The sequence below is a fragment of the Agrobacterium sp. CG160-95 genome (assembly GCF_053521725.1).
This window is the reverse complement of record NZ_JBNWDU010000001.1, coordinates 518,606-535,666: the sequence shown is the minus strand read 5'-3', so window position 1 is coordinate 535,666 and position 17,061 is coordinate 518,606. Positions and strand designations below refer to the sequence as shown.

Below are 17,061 nucleotides of genomic sequence, written 5' to 3'. Positions count from 1 at the left end.
GTTCCCATGGGCAACATTGACTCCCGAAGAGGAGACGAGCATGGCAGTTATTATTCCAATCGCCGAAGCCCGACGAAGCCTGCGCCCGGCCGGAATGCCCGGCAAGGTTATGGGCCCGGCAAAGGTCGTGCTGTTTACCGGCGTGCGTTATGAAAAACGCGATACGGAACCGGCTGGCAAGGACGCGCGCAAGCGCAAGCCCGCACCGGAAACCGTCTTCAAATCCTGATTACGCTTGGTTGACCGGCGCTATTTCCACGGTGTCGGCTGGCATTTCGCCTCGTTCAGGAACCGTTCCGCTTCTTCCCCGAAGCTCGGCTGCGGCACCATGGTCCGCAACACCACATACCCTTCCGTCTGATCCGATTCCGCCAGAATGGCCTGTGAGAGGGATGGCGGCTGCGCCTTGCGAATGGCCGCGATCTGCACCGAATCCGCCACCAGAATATCCATCACCCCGCCTGCGGACGTGCGGTCGTTCATGCTGAACACCTCGTTCGACGCCTTGTCGTAAACCGCGACCGACCAGAAGGGCACCGCGCCGATGGCCGTCAGCCTGACGGGCTTTTCCTCGATATTGAAGGTGCAGACGGCAACCCGCATGAAGGGATCGCCGCTTCCCAGTGTCTTTTTCTCCGTCGTTTCTTCGAGAAGATGAAACTGATGCGGCTTACCTTCCGCCAAGGCGCGGGTATAGGCGTCGCGATTGCTGAAATGCGGTATCGCCAGAAGAATGACGACATGCAGCACGGCGGCGGCGACAAGGCCGGTGAGGATGGCGAGCAGGGTCCTAAGCATTGCCACACCCCAGCTTGCGGATTTGCGGCATGGCGATGTCGATAAGGCCGGAACTGCCGGCAACCGGCGTGTCGAGCAGCGTCATGACCAGCTTGAATGTCTGCCCCTGCGGCACAGCCAGCCAGTTATAGGTCTGGGCATCGGGTGCAATGGTGATGTCGATGCCGCCATCGGCGCTGCGCAACAGCGTGCGCGAATTGAGCGCAAAGGGTCGTCCGGCATCTTCCGCCAGAACATTGCCCTGCTGGTCTGCGGTATAGAGCGTCCAGAACCGTGAGGGCGGCACGGCGCCCGCCAGCTGGTAACGGCATTCGCCGGTCAGGCGCTGGCCGTCGCTGTCGACGGAGGCGGTAAAGGCCAGCCCCTCGGCCGTTCCATAAAGCAGCTTGCCGGCATCGGCGCGGTGCGACTTGGCGTAGGGATCGGCCTCGATCGTCTGCGCTTCCGGAAAGGCATCCCATGAGCCGATGCGGATCGAGCCGAAGCCGGATGTCGCCTCAAGTGCTGCCAGCGTCGCGGCAATGCCGCCGCCAAAGGCGATCAATAGGGCGATGCCGACAAGGAATGGAACTCGAAACACGCTGTTTTCCCGTTTTTGAACAGGTCGAGGACTATCACTGATTCCCTGTTTGGAAAATGGTACGCCTTGTTTAGTCTTGATGGAAATGACCAGAAGAGGGATTCCACCATGTCGCGACAAGCCGCCGTCGACCACGCCACCCGCTTTTTCGACGATGGCAGGTTCGAGCAGGACTTGGCGCGGCGCGTTTCGCTGCGCACCGAAAGCCAGGATGAGGCGCGCGGTGCCGAGCTGGCGCTCTATCTGGAGCGCGAAATGCAGCCCGCTTTCACCGCCATGGGGTTTTCCTGCACGATCCTGCGCGACCCGGCGGCGGATTTGCCGTTTTTGATCGCCGAACGTTTCGAGGGTGAAAATCTGCCGACCGTGCTGGGTTATGGCCACGGCGATGTGGTGCGTGGTCTTGACGACGGCTGGGCAGAAGGCCTTTCGCCTTTCGTGATGTCCGAGCGCAATGGCAGGTGGTACGGGCGCGGCACCGCCGACAACAAGGGGCAGCATTCGGTCAACATGGCGGCGCTGAAAGCGGTGCTGGAGACGCGTGGAAGACTTGGGTTCAACGCCAAATATCTGATCGAGATGGGCGAGGAGAGGGGTTCTCCCGGCTTGAGGGAAGTTTGCCGGGACTATAGCGAGCGGCTGAAAGCCAATCTTCTGATCGCCTCCGACGGCCCGCGCCTGAATGCGGAGCGGCCGACCGTTTTTCTCGGTGCGCGCGGCGGCATTACCTTCGATCTGGTGATCGAGGCGCGGGAAGGCGGCCATCATTCCGGCAATTGGGGCGGGGCGCTGTCCAACCCCGGCGTCCAGCTGGCGCATGCCATGGCAAGCCTCGTTGGCCCATCCGGGCAGATCCGCGTGCCCGAACTGGTGCCCGAAGAGCTGCCGCAGGCGGTGCGTGACGCGCTTGCCGATTGCGAGATCGATGGCGGCCCGGATGGTCCGAAAATCGATCCTGACTGGGGCGAGCCCGGCCTTTCCACCGCCGAGCGTGTGTTCGGCTGGTGTGCGCTGGAGGTGCTGGCCTTCGAGACCGGCAATCCGCGCGCGCCGGTCAATGCCATTCCGCCACGGGCATGGGCGCGGCTGCAATTGCGCTTCGTTGTCGGCATCGATCCGGAAGCGGTGCTGCCCGCCATCCGCCGCCATCTCGACCGGCAGGGGTTCAGCATGGTTCGGATCGTACCCGCCGGCGACGAGATTTTCCGCGCCACGCGGCTCGATCCGCAGGACCCATGGGTCGGCTTCACTCTGAGTTCCATGGCCCGCACGACGGGCAAGAAACCGGCACTTCTTCCCAATCTGGGTGGCTCGCTGCCCAACGATATCTTTGCCGATATACTGAAACTGCGCACCATCTGGGTGCCGCATTCTTATCCCGGCTGCTCTCAGCATGCGCCGAACGAACATCTGCCGAAAGAGATTGCCCGCGAGGCGCTTGCCATCATGGCCGGGCTTTACTGGGACCTCGGAGAGGGAGATACCCCTCCGCTTTAAGCGCCCATGACCAGCTTGAAGGCGATGGCCCACATGGTGAAGGCGATAACCCCTTCGAGGATGCGCCAGGCGGACGGCTTTTCGAAGATCGGGCGCAGCCAGCGCGCGCCGTAACCCAGCGAAAAGAAGAACAGCAGGGAGCCGGTGGCGGCACCCGCCGCGAAGGTTTTTTCAAAGCCGGGAAATTGCGTGGAGATGGTGCCGAGCAACACGACGGTATCGAGATAGACATGTGGGTTGAGAAAGGTCAGCGCCAGGCAAATGGCAAGCGTCTGCCAGAGGCTCGCCTCCCGCCTTTCCGCCACCGAAAGCACCTCCGACGAACGCAGGGCCGAATGTAGGCTTTTCGCGCCATACCAGATGAGAAACGCCGCACCGGCATACCGCATGATGGGATCGAGTGCCGGCATGACGGCGCTTATCCGCTGAAAACCGAAGACGCCGACGGTGATCAGCAGCGCATCGGAAATTGCGCAGGTGGCACAGACGGCAAAGACATGGGAGCGCGCCAGCCCCTGCTTTAGAACGAAAGCATTCTGCGCGCCGATGGCAACGATGAGGCTGAGACCCATCGTCAGGCCGGTGAAGAAGATCTGAATGTCCATGTGCTGGCTGCTGCCTTTTTGTCTCTGCCTGTGCGGATGGATGATGCCACCGCTTCCAGACCGAGTGCTTTGATATTTCCCTCGCATGGTTTAATCAAATTAAACAAACTCAGTTCAAGTAAGTAAAACTAATGACGGGCAAAAACTATGCGACAGGGCGATTTCATCTGCGGGCACCTCGCCTGACCCTCATTCCTGTGACAAGGACAGGAATGAGGGAAGAGGAGAGTGCTACTGCTACTGCCCGGACGCTTCCCGCCCAACACGCCCGTATCAACCTTTACAAGGAGGCCTGTGATGCTGGACTATCCTTCCATGCGCGCCGTGGCGCTCGTGGCCCAGACCGGCAGCTTTGAGAAGGCGGCACAGGTGCTGTGTGTCACGCCCTCGGCCGTTTCCCAGCGTATCAAGCAGCTGGAGGAGCGCCTCGGCGTGGTGCTGATCGTGCGCGGTAATCCTTGCGTGGCGACGGAAAAGGGCGAGTGGCTCTGCCGGCACATGGACCATGTCGGCATGCTGGAAACCGAACTGTTCCGGCAGCTTCCGGTTCTTTCGGAAGCGGGCGCGGCGGCAGAGCGTGTCACACTCAACATTGCCACCAATGCCGATAGTCTCGGCACATGGTTTCTCGACGCGGTTTCGAAATTCACCGGTGGCAGCGACTATCTCGTCAACATCGCGGTGGACGATCAGGACCATACGGTGGAATGGCTGCGCGGCGGCAGGGTGCTCGCCGCCGTCACCGCCCATGCCAAGCCTGTGCAGGGCTGCCGGGTCTTGGCTCTCGGTGTGCTCAGATATCACGCCACCGCCAGCCCGGCTTTCATGGCGCGCCATTTCTCCGATGGCGTCACGCCCGCCACGCTTGCCCGCGCGCCGGGGCTTACCTTCAACCAGAAGGACAGGCTGCAGGCCAGCTGGATCAAAAAAGCGCTGGGTGAGGATATATCCTATCCCACCCACTGGCTGCCCTCGACCGACGGTTTCGTGAAGGCAAGTCTTGCCGGCATGGGCTGGGGCCTCAACCCGGTGCAGCTGGTGGCAGAGCACCTTGAGGCGGAGCGGCTTATGGAAGTCGTTCCCGGCACACCGCTCGATATCCCGCTCTACTGGCAGGTCAATCGGCTCGCCGCTGGACGCCTCGGCACGCTCACCGCCCATGTGGTGGAAACAGCACGGGCGGCGCTTCTTTCCTGAGGCAGATCAAATAGTCTGCCATTCGCTCCAGTTCAACACGCGCGGAATCTGCGGTTTTGCTTCGCCGCCAAGAAACGCGATATATTCCAGCGAGTGGCCGTCGGGATCCTTGAAATAGACGCTGGCTGCCGGCATCCATGGAAAGACGACGGGCTCGTCGATCTCGTTTTCGCCGTCAAAACCGAGCGGCGTTACGCCGTTACGGCGTAAATAGTCCGGTGCGGCGAGAAGCTGATCAAAATCGACGCTGAAGGCGATGTGCAGTCTCATATTGATGGGTGCGGACTGGATGGACCATAGGCCAAGCATCGAATGCCCACGTTCGCCGGTCCAGAAGAACGCCACATTCCGTTCAGGGAATCGTTGTGCCAGCTCCAGACCGACAACATTACGATAAAACTCAACCGAGCGTTCCAGGTTCGAAACCGTCAAATGCGTCTCGAACAATGCTTTTACTTTCACCATTTCCTGTCCTCAATTGCCTTAGCGCTGCGCCTTTCGGGCATTCGCTTTCTTGCAACCGGACTGTGCAACCTCAACCATGATTGAGGTCAAGCACCAAATATGGATTTTTCTAAAGCCGGGTGCAGGCAGCAATCTGGAGGGAAAAACGCCTTCAGCATTATGAGCCAAGGTTGCCAAGCCGTCACCGCCGGGCCGCATCCCCCGGGCCATCCCGCAACGACGCATCAGCAACCTTTTGCGTCGTGACTGTCAAAGGCGCGGCTTCCTTCATCTTCTTGGCGATGGAACGGATGACGCGGGTTGCTTCGGCTGAGAGCGAGCGTGGGCGGGTGAGTGCCGGCATGGCGGGTGCAGCGGTGGCGGATGCGGCAGCGACCTGGGCCGAAGGCTGCGGGCGCGCGCCTGTCGGCAGCGGGTTCTGGATGCCGGGAATGGGGCGCAGCTCCATGCCTTGATGGGCGTAGTCCATAAGCCGCTTGAAGGTCATGGCGGGAAGCGCGCCGCCGGTCATGTTGTTCATCGGCGTGAAATCGTCGTTTCCGAACCAGACCGCCGTGGTGTAATTGCCGGTGAAGCCCACATACCAGGCGTCGCGGTAAGCCTGCGACGTGCCGGTCTTGCCACCGGAAACGATGCCGTTTTCAAGCGCGCCGCGCCGGGCCGTTCCCATCACGGGAATGGTGACAAGCATCTGGTTCATCTTCGAATTGGCCTCTTCGGAAAGCACCCGCTTGGCGGGTTCCTCGTCACGGCCGAAATCGTAGAGAACCTTGCCCTCGTAATCCAGCACCTGCTCGATGCCGTGGCGGCGCGATTGCATGCCATCGGCCGGGAACACGGCATAGGCCGTCGCCTGATCGAGAACCGTCAGTTCCGATGTGCCGAGCGGAATGGTCTTGTCGCTGCGCAGCGGCGTGGCGACGCCCATCGCCTTGGCGGTGTCGACGATCACCTGCGTGCCGAGCACGTCTTTGGCGAGACGCACCGGCACGGTGTTGTAGGATTTGGCAAGCGCCACCTGCAACGTCACTTTGCCGGCGTAGGAGCGGCCATAATTCTGCGGAGACCAGCCGCGCCAGGTCACGGGCGCGTCGGAAATCAGCGTCTCCGGCTTCATGCCCTTTTCCATGGCGGCCGAGTAGGTATAGACCTTGAAGGAGGATCCCGGCTGGCGCAGCGCCGCCGTTGCGCGGTTGAACTGGCTTTCGCCGTAGTCACGCCCGCCGACCATGGCGCGCAACGCGCCGCCGTTTTCGATCATCACCATCGCGCCCTGCTTGACGCGGTAGCCCTCGCCATACTCGCGCAGCTCCATTTCCATCGCCTGCTCGGCTGCCTGTTGCAGCCCGGTATCGATGGTGGTGCGCACGACGACGGTATGGTCCTTGAACCTGCCCTGCGCCGCCAGCCGCTGTACCTCGTCAAACGCCCAGTCGAGGAAATAATCCGGGGCCTTCACATCGGCGCGGTCAATGACGGTGGCCGGATTGCGCCGCGCGCCGATCACCTGACCCTCGGTCATCAGCCCGCTCTGCACCAGGTTGGAAAGCACGGTGTTGGCGCGCGCACGTGCGGCGGGCAGGTTGACATGCGGTGCGTATTTAGCCGGCGCCTTGAACAGGCCGGCGAGGATGGCGGATTCGGCAAGCGTGACATCGGTCAGGTTCTTGCCGAAGTAAAATTGCGCCGCCGCTGCTGCCCCGAACGTGCCGCCGCCCATATAGGCGCGGTCGAGATAAAGGCTGAGGATTTCCTTCTTCGACATGTTGGCCTCGAGCCACAGCGCGAGGAAGGCTTCCTTGATCTTGCGCTCAAGCGAGCGCTCATTGGTAAGGAACAGGTTCTTGGCAAGCTGCTGCGTCAGCGTCGAGCCGCCCTGCACCACGCCGCCGGCGCGGGCATTCTCGCTCATGGCGCGTGCAAGGCCAATGAAATCGATGCCGAAATGGTCGAAGAAACGCCTGTCTTCGGTGGCCAGAACCGCCTTGATGAAATGATCCGGCATCTGGTCGATCGGGACGGAATCCTCATGGATGATGCCGCGATGGCCGATGGTGTTGCCGTAACGGTCAAGGAAGGTCACGGCAAAATCACCGCGATAACGCCAGTCCTTCTTGGTCTCCTCAAAGGCGGGCATGGCAAGCGCCAGAAGAACGACACAGCCGGCCGTTCCGAAGGTCAGCGCGTCGCATGTCAGGTTGACGAGAAGCTTCTTCCAGCCGCGCACATGCAGTTTGCGCGAGGCAATGGTGACGTCTTCCCAGAAATCCACCAGCCTTGCCGCAGCCGTCCACAGGCCGGAGTCGATAAAGCTATCGATTCTCAGCAGGATGTGCCGCTTTTTGCGACCGTTTTTATCGTCTTTTTCTTCCTGCACCTGGCGATGTTTTCCTGTTCAACGCAACGCGGATTGTCGATGTTTCTGCGCTTCATCCAATTCCGGACGCAAAACCATGACATGGTTCTGCTGGAATTGCTTGACGCGGCGGCCTCTCGCGGGTCAATGACCCTTTGCCACTCGCCAAAATGCTAAAATATCGTACAAACCAGCCCTTGGCGATACGATATTAAGGATTAGGGATCGGTTAAACCTTGCCCTCCAAGAGATCAAAATGGAACGGAAATGTTAACGATGAATGACGCGCCGTTCTGGAAAACCAAATCACTGGAAGAGATGAGTGGCCAGGAATGGGAAAGCCTGTGCGACGGCTGCGGCCTGTGCTGTCTGAACAAGCTGGAAGATTGGGACACCGGCGAAGTGGTGTTCACGTCGGTCCGCTGTCAGCTGCTTGACGGTGAAAGCTGTCGGTGCTCCGACTATGAGAACCGCCGCGCAACCGTGCCGGACTGTATCCAGCTGGATTTGAAAAAGGTGCACGAAATCGGCTGGCTGCCGCCCACCTGTGCCTACGCGCTGGTGCGCGATGGCAAGGATCTGTACTGGTGGCACTATCTCGTCTCCGGCGACGTGAACACGGTGCATCAGGCCGGCATTTCCGCGCGCGGCCGCACCGTCAACGAGCTGGATGTGGAGGTTGACGATTTCGAGGATTATGTGGTGGACTGGCCGCTCACAGTGGGTGAGACGGCGGGCGAAAAAGAGAATAGCTGACGGAAGTCGCCAATTTTCGTGTTGGTCCTATTCCTGCCCCATCGTTTTCTTAAGGCATGTTTCGGAATAACGGCATGCCTGAAACAAGGGCCGCCGTTCATCCATTCCGGCATATGATCCGCAGAATGCGGACGAGGGACATCAAAACGCATGCGCTATCGGCTGCCCGCCATCGTTCTTTCGTGCATTGCCCTTCAGGGTATTCTGCCGCTTTCCGCCTCCGCCCAGCAATCGCAGGCTTTTGAATGCACGCTGGTCACCTCCATCGAGACCGGCGCTGTCATCAACCAGCAGGGCGCCTGCGATCAGCGCGTGGCGCCGGCCTCCACCTTCAAGGTGCCGTTGGCTCTGATCGGTTATGACGCCGGCATCCTGCTGGATAACAAGACCCCCGCATGGGACTGGAAACCCGGCACGGAAGCCCGCGCGCAAGACCGCAAGACGGTTGATCCGACCATATGGGAGCAGGATTCGGTGCTGTGGTATTCGCGCGAACTCACCCGCCGCCTCGGCCCGGAAAAATTCGCCGCCTATGTCAAACGTCTGGGTTACGGCAATGCCGATGTCTCGGGTGAGCCCGGCAAGAATAACGGTCTCACCCATTCCTGGCTCGGCGCTTCCCTGACCGTTTCCCCGGTCGAGCAGGTGGGCTTCATCCGCCGCCTTCTGGCCGGAAATCTGCCGGTTTCGCGCGACGCGCAGGCAAAGACGCGGGCGATCGTGCCGGTGTTCGATGCGCCGGAGAGCTGGAGCGTGCACGGCAAGACCGGCACGGGCTTCATGCGCGACGAAAAAGGCAACCCCGACCGAAGCCGCCCCTTCGGCTGGTTCGTTGGCTGGGCGGAGCGCGAAGGCCAGCACATCGTCTTCGCAAGGCTTCGCGTTGCCGACAAGCCGTCGAGTGAACCGCTCGGCCCCGCAGTGCGCGACGCCTTCCTGCGCGATATTGCCCGGCTGGCAGTGCACAGATGATTATACGGCTGGCCAGCCCCAAGGAAAAGCGGACATGGCGGATGCCTCCAACGATGTGATCAAGCTCTACACCGACCATGGGGCCGATTTCGACAGGCTGCGCGGTCGTTCACTCGCCGAAAAACCCTGGCTGGATCGGTTCACGTCGCTTTTGCCGCAGGGCGGATCCATCCTCGATATCGGCTGCGGTTCAGGCGAGCCGATCGCCGGCTACTTCATCGGCAACGGATATGACGTGACCGGCATCGATACGTCATATCCCCTGATAGAAATTTGCCGCACCAGATTTCCGGAAAAGCGCTGGGTGGTCGCCGATATGCGTGAACTCGTGTTGAGTAGCCGCTTCGACGGGTTGATTGCCTGGCATAGTTTTTTCCGTCTGAAGGCCGACGATCAGCGCCGCATGTTCGGTATTTTCCGGCAGCACGCCAATGACGGCGCCGCACTGATGTTCACGGCCGGGCCGGGACACGGGGAAGCGACGGGGACCCTTCAGGGAAAGCTGCTTTACCATGCCAGCCTCGCTCGCGAAGAATATGAAAGCCTGCTTGCCGCGCACGGGTTTCGACTTCTCGACCACATCGTCAACGATCCCGATTGCGGTGGGGCGACGATTTATCTCGCCAGACGTGTGGCGGCGTAACCATCGAATTCAGAGCCCTGCCAAGCACTCACGATTGTGTGTGCGATAAAAAATGTCGTTATCCCTTGACCTTCCCATGATGGGAATCCTTACATAGTAGCCATAAACGGGCGAAAGTCGCCCTGAGGGAAGTGGCATTATGAATATCGGACAGGCTTCGGATGCATCCGGCGTTTCCGCCAAGATGATCCGTTATTACGAGCAGATCGGCCTCATCACCCCCGCCGCCCGCACCGGCAACAACTACCGGGTCTATGGCGAGCAGGACGTGCATAATCTTCGCTTTATCAAGCGGGCGCGCACGCTTGGCTTCTCGCTGGAGGAGACGGAAACGCTCCTGAAACTCTGGCAGGACAAGAGCCGCGAGAGTTCGGCGGTGAAGGACATTGCGCTCGGCCATATCGCCGATCTCGAACAGAAGATTGCCGAGATGAAGGGCATGGTGAAGACGCTGTCCCACCTTGCCCATTGCTGCGGCGGCGACCACCGGCCGGATTGCCCGATCCTCGATGATCTAGCGGCAGGCGTCGAAAAGGCCGCCCACAAGCCTGCGAAGGCCCACTGACTGCCGCATCCCGCCCCGCCGCCAGTCCCTAAACCTCGTCGAACGCACCGCCTTCGCGCGAGGGATTGCGGTCGATCACGCGCTCTTCCGCGTCATCGGGAAGGGCCTCGTCGCTTTCCTGATAGGGGTCGTCCTCGCTCTCGGCCTCTTCTTCCTCGATTTCATGTTCGATGGACTGCGGAATTTCTCCCTTTGCCGGAAGGGCGTCGATATCGAGATCGAGCAGTTCCTCGTCCATGGCGTCTTCGTTGAGAGGTGTGATTTTCTTGCGGTCCATGGTGGTATCCTTTCTGTCTGGTCATTGCGCAAACGACCGGGGAGGCAGAGGGTTCCTGATGCCTGCAAGTTCGCTCGAGCGGAATAGGTGAAAAGGCGCCTTGACCTCAATGGTGCTTGAGGTTCTAGTTTGCCCGCCGTATCGCAAGAATGGAAAGGATACGGCTTTGACGAGTCTGGAAATGACGGAGAAAAATAGCTGGTCGGAATTGCTTGTTGGGGCGAACCTCTCGCTTCTGACCGTGATTTCCTCCGGTATCGGCCTGCATGCCTTCAACCAGTTTGCAGTAGTCACGGCCCTGCCGGTCGCGGTGCGCGAGATTGGCGGCGCGGCCTTCTATAGCTGGGCCTACAGCCTCTATTTCGTCGGTTCCGTGGCAGGCGGTGTCACCGCTGTTCTGTTTCGCGAGCGTTTTGGCGCACGCAGCGTTCTATTCCTGTGCTGCCTTATCTTTTCCTTCGGCTCCGTCATGTCGGCGCTCGCCGACAGCTTTTTATGGGTCGTCATCGGCCGGGCGTTGCAGGGACTTGCCGATGGCCTGATCGTGGCGGTGTGTTACAGCCTCATACCTGCCGGCTTTCGCTCGGCTCTACTGCCGAAGGTCTTTGCCATCGAGGCGGCCATCTGGGCGGTGGCGTCCTTCGTCGGGCCGCTCACCGGCGGGTTTGCCACGGAGCATATCTCCTGGCGCGCCACATTCCTGTTGTCTGCGCCGCTGATCGTGCTGCTGCTGGCCTATACGGCGATTGCGGTCTCGGCGGAACGGTCGGTCGCGACCTCGCGCAAGCCGATGGTGCCGCTGCTCCTTTGCCTCGTCGGCGCATTGGCTTTCTCCGCACCCTCCGCCTTTGAGGATGCCGGTCTGCGCATCATGTCGCTGCTGGTTGGTGCGGCCCTGTTGTGGGCATCGCTGAAGGCGGGCATCCAGCCTTCCTCCGGCCTGTTCCCCAGGGATTCCTTCCGGTTGAAAACGGTACTTGGCAGCGGTTTCTGGGTGCTGTTCCTGATGTCCTATGCCCATGCACTCGGCAGCGTCTATCTCGCTTATGTCGCCATCAATCTCTGGCACCATGAGCCGACCTTCGCCGGTTTTATTGTCGTGACGATGCCGCTTGCCTGGAGCTTCGTGGCAATGCTGATCGGCAGCCTGCGTTCGGGCCGCCTGCGGCAGCTTTGCCTGAATTACGGACCCTACCAGATGGTGCCGGGCTGTGCGCTGCTCGGGCTTGGGCTGGCGACGGGGAACTGGCCGGAAATGCTGATCGGGCAGATATTGATCGGTTCAGCTTTCGGCATGTCCTGGGCAGGCATCAGCCAGGCGGCCATGGAAGCCGCGCCGGAAGAGGAGCGCAAGATGACGGGCGCGCTGCTGCCTACGGTCGCGACGCTGGGTGCCGCGGCCGGTGCGGGCGCAAGCGGCACCGTCGCTGCCGCGAGCGGTCTCGTTCTGCAGATCGATCGTGCGGATGTGACGATGCCGATGCTCTATCTCTATGGGCTGGGTGTCATCGTCTCGCTTCTGGCGATCCTGACAACCCGCGGCTTGCGAAGCGGACAGCGCTGACGCCTCTGCGGCGTGTGTGCCGTTAAGACTGCGTGGTGGCGATGGTGATCGCCGCCAGATACACCACGAAAGCCATGATCGCGACTGCGCCAATAATGATGACGACACCCTTGCCCGCGCGTTTTTTCTCGGTCTTGTTTTCGTTGGCTTCTGTCGGAAACAGGATGGGATCGCGGGAATCGCTGATTTTTGTCATGCCGTTTCTCCTTTGAGCGGTTGCTGCTTATCAACAGCAGATCCGCCAAAAGGTTCCTCACGGACGTAGCGCCCAGCTGGTGGCGTGCACTACGGCCCCCGGCGCTGCCTTGAGGAGCGCTGAACGCACGGGCTCGAAACCCTCTATGCGTTTTGTGCCCACATACCGGCCCCGGTTGGCGAACACTTCGATGGATCCGTAGTCCAGAAAGACGCGGATGTGCGAGGCCCTTGCCCCTCTGGCGATATAGTGCGGCGAGGGGCCATCGCGCCCGTCATCATGGCGGATCCACAGGCCCGTTTCATCGGCGATGAGGCCCAGTGTGACCACGGGATGATCGAGCACCAACTCGAACGGTGTGCCGGGCGAAGCAAGCTCGATCAGCATCTCCACCGCACCGTTGATGAAGGTGACGCGCTCCCCGGCCGCCAGCCGCGTGCGATCGACAATATGGCTTCGCAGGCTTTCCGCCGCACCGATGGGCGGGGTCAGTAGCTCGCCGTTCGAATAGTGGATCCGGCGCGGCAGCGTCATGGATGTCGGGAAATCGATCTCCGGATTGGCATCCGCCCAATTGGCGAGCCAGCCGATGCCGATGATGCTGTCGCCATCCAGAAACGCCTGGAAGGCGTAATTGTCGGTGCCGAAATCCAGCTCCTGCCCGAATTCCTTGGTGAAGACCTTGCCGTCGAACCAGCCGACATCAGCCATGGTCAGGTTCTTGCGGCCGGTTTCAGGGTCTTCGGAATGCATCAGCCCATAGACCAGAACCCAGCGCGTGGATCGGGCATTGGCCGGGCCGTCGAGCGGCAGAAGGCAGGGGCATTCAATGGCAGTGGTCTTGTAGCGCGTTTCCACCCAAAGCTTGCCCACATAGGTCCAGCCTGACGCCGCCGTCGGGTCCAGCGTCTCGTAAAGCAGGATGACGCCGCCACCGTCGCTCTGACTTCCGAGCAGCATTTTCCAAAGTCCATCCGGGCCGCGAAAGACGTAAGGATCGCGGAAATCCGGCGTCAGCCCCTGTCCGTCCGGGCGATGGCCGAGAATGACTTCGGCCTGTCCGGCCATGATGAGATCGGAAGAAGTGGCGGTGAGCTGGATCTGCTGTTCGGGAATGCGATCCTGCACCTGCTCGGTGAAGAACACGCGGATGCCCGAACCTTCGACCAAAGGAATTGTCGAGCCGGAATAAGCGCCGCCGCGCTTGTCCGGCCGCGTTGTCAGGTCCTCTGAAGGGAAGAGGAAGATCGGCAAATGCCTCCAGCGCAGGTAATCGGAGGAAACCGCGTGGCCCCAATGCATGGTGTTCCAGCGCAGCCCGTGTGAATAATGCTGGTAGAACAGATGCGGTCGTCCTTCGAACCGGCCAAAGCCGTTCGGATCGTTCATCCAGCCGAAGGGCGGGCGGAAGTGGTAGCTGTCAGGCAGTTCCGGTGCGGCATTGTCCGGCTTGGTATGGACGACGGTTATCCCGGTTTCCAGCACGTCGGCGGCGGTGAACCAGTAGATGACGGAAACGGCGGTCGTGACAGTATCGTAGCTCAGTTCCACATGGCCGCCGCCGAAGACCTGATAGATTCTAAATCCGAACTCTTCCGTGTTGAGGCTTGAAACCTCAGCGAATTTTCCATTCGCATTGGAAAAGGAGACGGCGCCGGGTTCCGCCGGTTTTTTCGCCTTCAGCCATACATGGAAAGTGGCGTTAACAGGCAGATCGGTGTGCAGGATGCGGATTGCGCTTTCCGGCTCGGCGGCTACGGCTTCAACGACGGTCATTCCCGTTCCTTTCGTTGCGGCTACTTTGTTTCAGGAAACGCAACGAATGGGACGAAAGAAAGTTCAACCGCCATAGGTTTCGCCGTCGCCAGCCTCGTATTTGCCATCCAGCTCGAACAGCAGCCCGTCTGGATGATAGAAGGTGCGGCCTTCGCCGGAGAAGTAAGCCGCAACGATCTGGTTGGTCAGCCGCGAGCCGAAACCCGTACGCGTCGGCGTCCTGACCTCAGGTCCGTCCGTCTCGCGCCAGCGCAGTTCGAAGCGGTCATCCTCGTCCAGCGTCCAAAAGATTTCGATTTTGCCGCTCTCGTTGGAAAGTGCGCCATATTTCATCGCGTTGGTGGCCAGTTCATAAATGGCCAGAGACAGGCCCAGCGCCTGTTGCGGCGCGATTTCCATGTCCGGTCCGGAAATCGTTACGCGCGCCTTGTCGTCGAGATGCGGATAAACGGACTCGCGGACAAGCGCGGAGATGCTGGCACCCTTTCCCGAAGCATGAATGAGGTTCTGTGCGTTGCCGAGTGCTGCGATACGTCTTTTGATGGTGTCGCGCGCATCCTCAAGCGTCTGCGAATGGCGCAGGGTGGCGCTGACGACCGCCGTGGTGATCGCCATCGTATTCTTGACCCGGTGGACGAGTTCGCGCCGCAGAAGATCCTCCCGGCTGCGGCTCTGCACCGCTCCGGTCGTGTCGACGGCTATGTCTATTAGCCCTGCGATCTTGCCCTGGTCGTCGTAAAGCGGGCTGTAGGAAAAGGTCCAGTAGGTGTCTTCGGGGTAGCCGTTGCGGTCCATGACGAGATGCATGTCCTCGGCGAACGTGCCCTTGCCGGAGAGTGCCTGATCAACGAAGGGTTTCACATCGTTCCAGACATCGGACCAGATGATGTGAAACGGCTTGCCGAGCGCACCCTCTTCCTTCAGCCCAAGAAACGGGCGGTAGGCGTCGTTGTAGACGATGTTGAGGTCAGGCCCCCAGAACAGACAGATTGCATGGCCTTGCTTGAGGATCATCTGCACGGTGGTTTTGAGTGATACCGGCCATGTCTCTATCGGCCCCGTGCTTGTCGACGCCCAGTCGAAGCGGCGGATGGCCTCGCCCATTTCACTGTCGTCATAGGGGAACTCTGGCACGAATTTATCCTGCTTGCATTGCGGCTCATTCATTGGATGTTTGTATGTTCAAATATACCTGTAGTTCAAATTGATTTTTCCAAACTTCGCTGCGGCTTCCCGTAATTGTGGCTATTCACCCCTCGCAACCGGGCGGAAAAAGGGCCATATCAGGTAAAAGCAGGGAGTTTACCCGTGATCACATTCGACAATTCCTATGCCCGCCTGCCGGAAAGGTTCAGCGCCGCCGTCTTGCCAACGCCGGTGAAGGCGCCACGCCTCATCGCCTTCAATCGCGCGCTGGCAGACGAGCTTCTTCTCGACGTCTCAGGCCTCGACGACGACAGGCTGGCGGCGATCTTTTCCGGCAATGTGGTACCGCAAGGGGCCGAGCCGCTGGCGATGGCCTATGCCGGCCACCAGTTCGGCGGTTTCGTGCCGCAGCTCGGCGATGGTCGTGCCATTCTTCTCGGTGAAGTCATCGACAAACACGGCAAACGTCGGGATATCCAGCTGAAGGGCTCCGGCCCGACGCCGTTTTCGCGAAGGGGCGACGGGCGCGCGGCGCTCGGCCCGGTGCTACGCGAATATATCGTCTCCGAGGCAATGTTCGCGCTCGGCGTTCCCGCGACAAGGGCGCTCGCCGCCGTCCTGTCCGGTGACAGGGTGCAGCGCGAGGTGGGTCTGCCGGGCGGGGTTTTCACCCGTGTTGCGGCAAGCCATATCAGGGTCGGCACCTTCCAGTTCTTCGCCGCGCGCGAGGATGATGAGGGGATCAGAAATCTCGCGGATTATGTGATTGACCGCCACTATCCCGAAGTGAAAAACGCGGACAATCCCTATCTCGCCCTGTTGCAGGGCATCGCTCAGAGGCAGTGCGAACTCATCGCCCGCTGGATGATGGTTGGCTTCATCCACGGCGTGATGAATACCGACAATATGGCGATCTCCGGCGAGACGATAGACTTCGGTCCATGCGCCTTCCTTGACGAATACAACTCGAACAAGGTGTTCTCCTCCATCGACGCACAGGGGCGCTACGCCTTCAACAATCAACCGGGTATCGCCCAATGGAACATTGCAAGGCTGGCGGAATGCCTGTTGCCGCTGCTTGACCCTCAAGTGGAGAAAGCAGCCGAACTCGCAAACGCCGTGCTCGCTGATTTCGCCGCCGCGTTTCCCAAGCGCTGGCTTGCCGGCATGCGCGAAAAGCTTGGGCTGACGGGCGAAGAGGAGGGCGATATCGAGCTGGTGCAGGCGCTTCTTTCGCTGATGCAGGCATCGGAAGCCGATTATACGCTGACCTTCCGGCGTCTTTCTCACGCGGTAGAGGGCGATGCCGAGCCGTTTCGCGGCACGTTCACCGATATCGCGGCGGCGGATGCATGGCTGGCGCGCTGGCAGGAGCGGGCCGGGCGGGATGAAGTTTCTGCCTCCGAGAGGTCGCGGGCGATGCTCGCCGTCAACCCGGCCATAATTCCCCGCAACCACCGCATCGAGGAACTGATCGAGGCGGCGGTGGAAGACGGCGATTTCGAACCGTTCCACGCCATGCTGGCGGCGATTGCCACGCCATTTGAGGAACGGCCGGACAATTTCGTCTACATGCAGCCGCCGATGAGCGATGAGAAGGTGTTTCGGACCTTTTGCGGGACGTGATTTGGGAGAGGCATTCCGCCGCTCGTCGTCATGCTCGGGCCT

At 60.6% G+C, this 17,061-nt stretch carries 18 protein-coding genes; 9 read left to right on the top strand and 9 right to left on the bottom strand.

Annotated elements, in window-relative coordinates:
* Window positions 1-40: 40 nt before the first annotated feature.
* On the top strand, window positions 41-229 hold the full coding sequence (locus tag ACQZ63_RS02680) for a hypothetical protein (protein ID WP_003512051.1): 189 nt from the start codon (window positions 41-43) through the stop codon (window positions 227-229).
* Window positions 230-249: 20 nt separating this feature from the next.
* Here the strand turns inward: ACQZ63_RS02680 and ACQZ63_RS02675 are convergent, their stop codons facing one another.
* Together ACQZ63_RS02675 and ACQZ63_RS02670 are read right to left on the bottom strand one after the other, a co-directional pair.
* Complete coding sequence (locus ACQZ63_RS02675) at window positions 250-798, bottom strand: DUF1254 domain-containing protein (protein WP_013635715.1); 549 nt, start codon at window positions 796-798, stop codon at window positions 250-252.
* A complete protein-coding gene (locus ACQZ63_RS02670) occupies window positions 791-1,378 on the bottom strand; it encodes a DUF1214 domain-containing protein (RefSeq protein ID WP_003512054.1) in 588 nt (195 codons plus the stop codon). Before ACQZ63_RS02670 ends, ACQZ63_RS02675 begins: the two co-directional genes overlap by 8 nt.
* Before the next feature lie 108 nt (window positions 1,379-1,486).
* Here ACQZ63_RS02670 and ACQZ63_RS02665 point away from each other — a divergent pair, with 108 nt between their 5' ends.
* Entirely contained in the window at window positions 1,487-2,875 is a 1,389-nt protein-coding gene (locus ACQZ63_RS02665; protein ID WP_113555917.1) for a M20 family metallopeptidase, read from the top strand.
* Here the strand turns inward: ACQZ63_RS02665 and ACQZ63_RS02660 are convergent.
* The gene (locus tag ACQZ63_RS02660; protein ID WP_003512058.1) at window positions 2,872-3,480 is read right to left on the bottom strand and encodes a LysE/ArgO family amino acid transporter; all 609 of its coding nucleotides are present in this window, start codon (window positions 3,478-3,480) and stop codon (window positions 2,872-2,874) included. The two genes, ACQZ63_RS02665 and ACQZ63_RS02660, sit on opposite strands and share 4 nt — an antisense overlap.
* A 297-nt stretch (window positions 3,481-3,777) precedes the next feature.
* Between ACQZ63_RS02660 and ACQZ63_RS02655 the strand changes: the two genes are divergently transcribed.
* Window positions 3,778-4,677, top strand: a complete 900-nt coding sequence (locus ACQZ63_RS02655) for a LysR family transcriptional regulator ArgP (protein ID WP_113555916.1) — start codon at window positions 3,778-3,780, stop codon at window positions 4,675-4,677.
* 6 nt (window positions 4,678-4,683) lie between these two features.
* Here ACQZ63_RS02655 and ACQZ63_RS02650 read toward each other — a convergent pair whose 3' ends face one another.
* Together ACQZ63_RS02650 and ACQZ63_RS02645 are read right to left on the bottom strand one after the other, a co-directional pair.
* Complete coding sequence (locus ACQZ63_RS02650) at window positions 4,684-5,142, bottom strand: VOC family protein (protein ID WP_003512061.1); 459 nt, start codon at window positions 5,140-5,142, stop codon at window positions 4,684-4,686.
* Between the two features lie 181 nt (window positions 5,143-5,323).
* Entirely contained in the window at window positions 5,324-7,519 is a 2,196-nt protein-coding gene (locus ACQZ63_RS02645) for a transglycosylase domain-containing protein (protein WP_013635720.1), read from the bottom strand.
* Window positions 7,520-7,774: 255 nt separating this feature from the next.
* Between ACQZ63_RS02645 and ACQZ63_RS02640 the strand changes: the two genes are divergently transcribed.
* The 4 genes from ACQZ63_RS02640 (at window position 7,775) to cueR (ending at window position 10,434) form a co-directional block, all read left to right on the top strand.
* A complete protein-coding gene (locus ACQZ63_RS02640; protein WP_019564095.1) occupies window positions 7,775-8,254 on the top strand; it encodes a YcgN family cysteine cluster protein in 480 nt (159 codons plus the stop codon).
* A gap of 150 nt (window positions 8,255-8,404) precedes the next feature.
* Complete coding sequence (gene blaOXA / locus ACQZ63_RS02635; protein ID WP_019564094.1) at window positions 8,405-9,226, top strand: class D beta-lactamase; 822 nt, start codon at window positions 8,405-8,407, stop codon at window positions 9,224-9,226.
* A 34-nt stretch (window positions 9,227-9,260) separates the two neighbouring features.
* A complete protein-coding gene (locus ACQZ63_RS02630) occupies window positions 9,261-9,869 on the top strand; it encodes a class I SAM-dependent methyltransferase (protein ID WP_113555915.1) in 609 nt (202 codons plus the stop codon).
* A 139-nt stretch (window positions 9,870-10,008) separates the two neighbouring features.
* Window positions 10,009-10,434: a Cu(I)-responsive transcriptional regulator gene (gene cueR / locus ACQZ63_RS02625; RefSeq protein WP_003512071.1), complete on the top strand. Its 426-nt coding sequence runs from the start codon at window positions 10,009-10,011 to the stop codon at window positions 10,432-10,434.
* A 28-nt stretch (window positions 10,435-10,462) separates the two neighbouring features.
* Here cueR and ACQZ63_RS02620 read toward each other — a convergent pair whose 3' ends face one another.
* On the bottom strand, window positions 10,463-10,711 hold the full coding sequence (locus ACQZ63_RS02620) for a hypothetical protein (protein ID WP_003512073.1): 249 nt from the start codon (window positions 10,709-10,711) through the stop codon (window positions 10,463-10,465).
* Window positions 10,712-10,886: 175 nt separating this feature from the next.
* Between ACQZ63_RS02620 and ACQZ63_RS02615 the strand changes: the two genes are divergently transcribed.
* Window positions 10,887-12,275 carry an MFS transporter gene (locus ACQZ63_RS02615; RefSeq protein WP_448799107.1) on the top strand — a complete coding sequence of 463 codons (1,389 nt, stop codon included), beginning with the start codon at window positions 10,887-10,889 and terminating at the stop codon, window positions 12,273-12,275.
* Window positions 12,276-12,297: 22 nt separating this feature from the next.
* On the opposite strand, the gene ACQZ63_RS02610 is transcribed toward ACQZ63_RS02615, so the two are convergent.
* The 3 genes from ACQZ63_RS02610 to ACQZ63_RS02600 form a co-directional block, all read right to left on the bottom strand.
* Window positions 12,298-12,471, bottom strand: coding sequence for a hypothetical protein (locus tag ACQZ63_RS02610; RefSeq protein WP_003512077.1), 174 nt, complete (start codon window positions 12,469-12,471; stop codon window positions 12,298-12,300).
* A 57-nt stretch (window positions 12,472-12,528) separates the two neighbouring features.
* A complete protein-coding gene (locus ACQZ63_RS02605) occupies window positions 12,529-14,247 on the bottom strand; it encodes a glycoside hydrolase family 32 protein (RefSeq protein ID WP_038490330.1) in 1,719 nt (572 codons plus the stop codon).
* Window positions 14,248-14,310: 63 nt separating this feature from the next.
* Entirely contained in the window at window positions 14,311-15,381 is a 1,071-nt protein-coding gene (locus tag ACQZ63_RS02600) for a sensor histidine kinase (RefSeq protein WP_448799080.1), read from the bottom strand.
* A 177-nt stretch (window positions 15,382-15,558) separates the two neighbouring features.
* On the opposite strand from ACQZ63_RS02600, the gene ACQZ63_RS02595 reads away from it, so the two are divergent.
* Window positions 15,559-17,019, top strand: coding sequence for a protein adenylyltransferase SelO (locus tag ACQZ63_RS02595; protein ID WP_113556044.1), 1,461 nt, complete (start codon window positions 15,559-15,561; stop codon window positions 17,017-17,019).
* Window positions 17,020-17,061 lie beyond the last annotated feature (42 nt).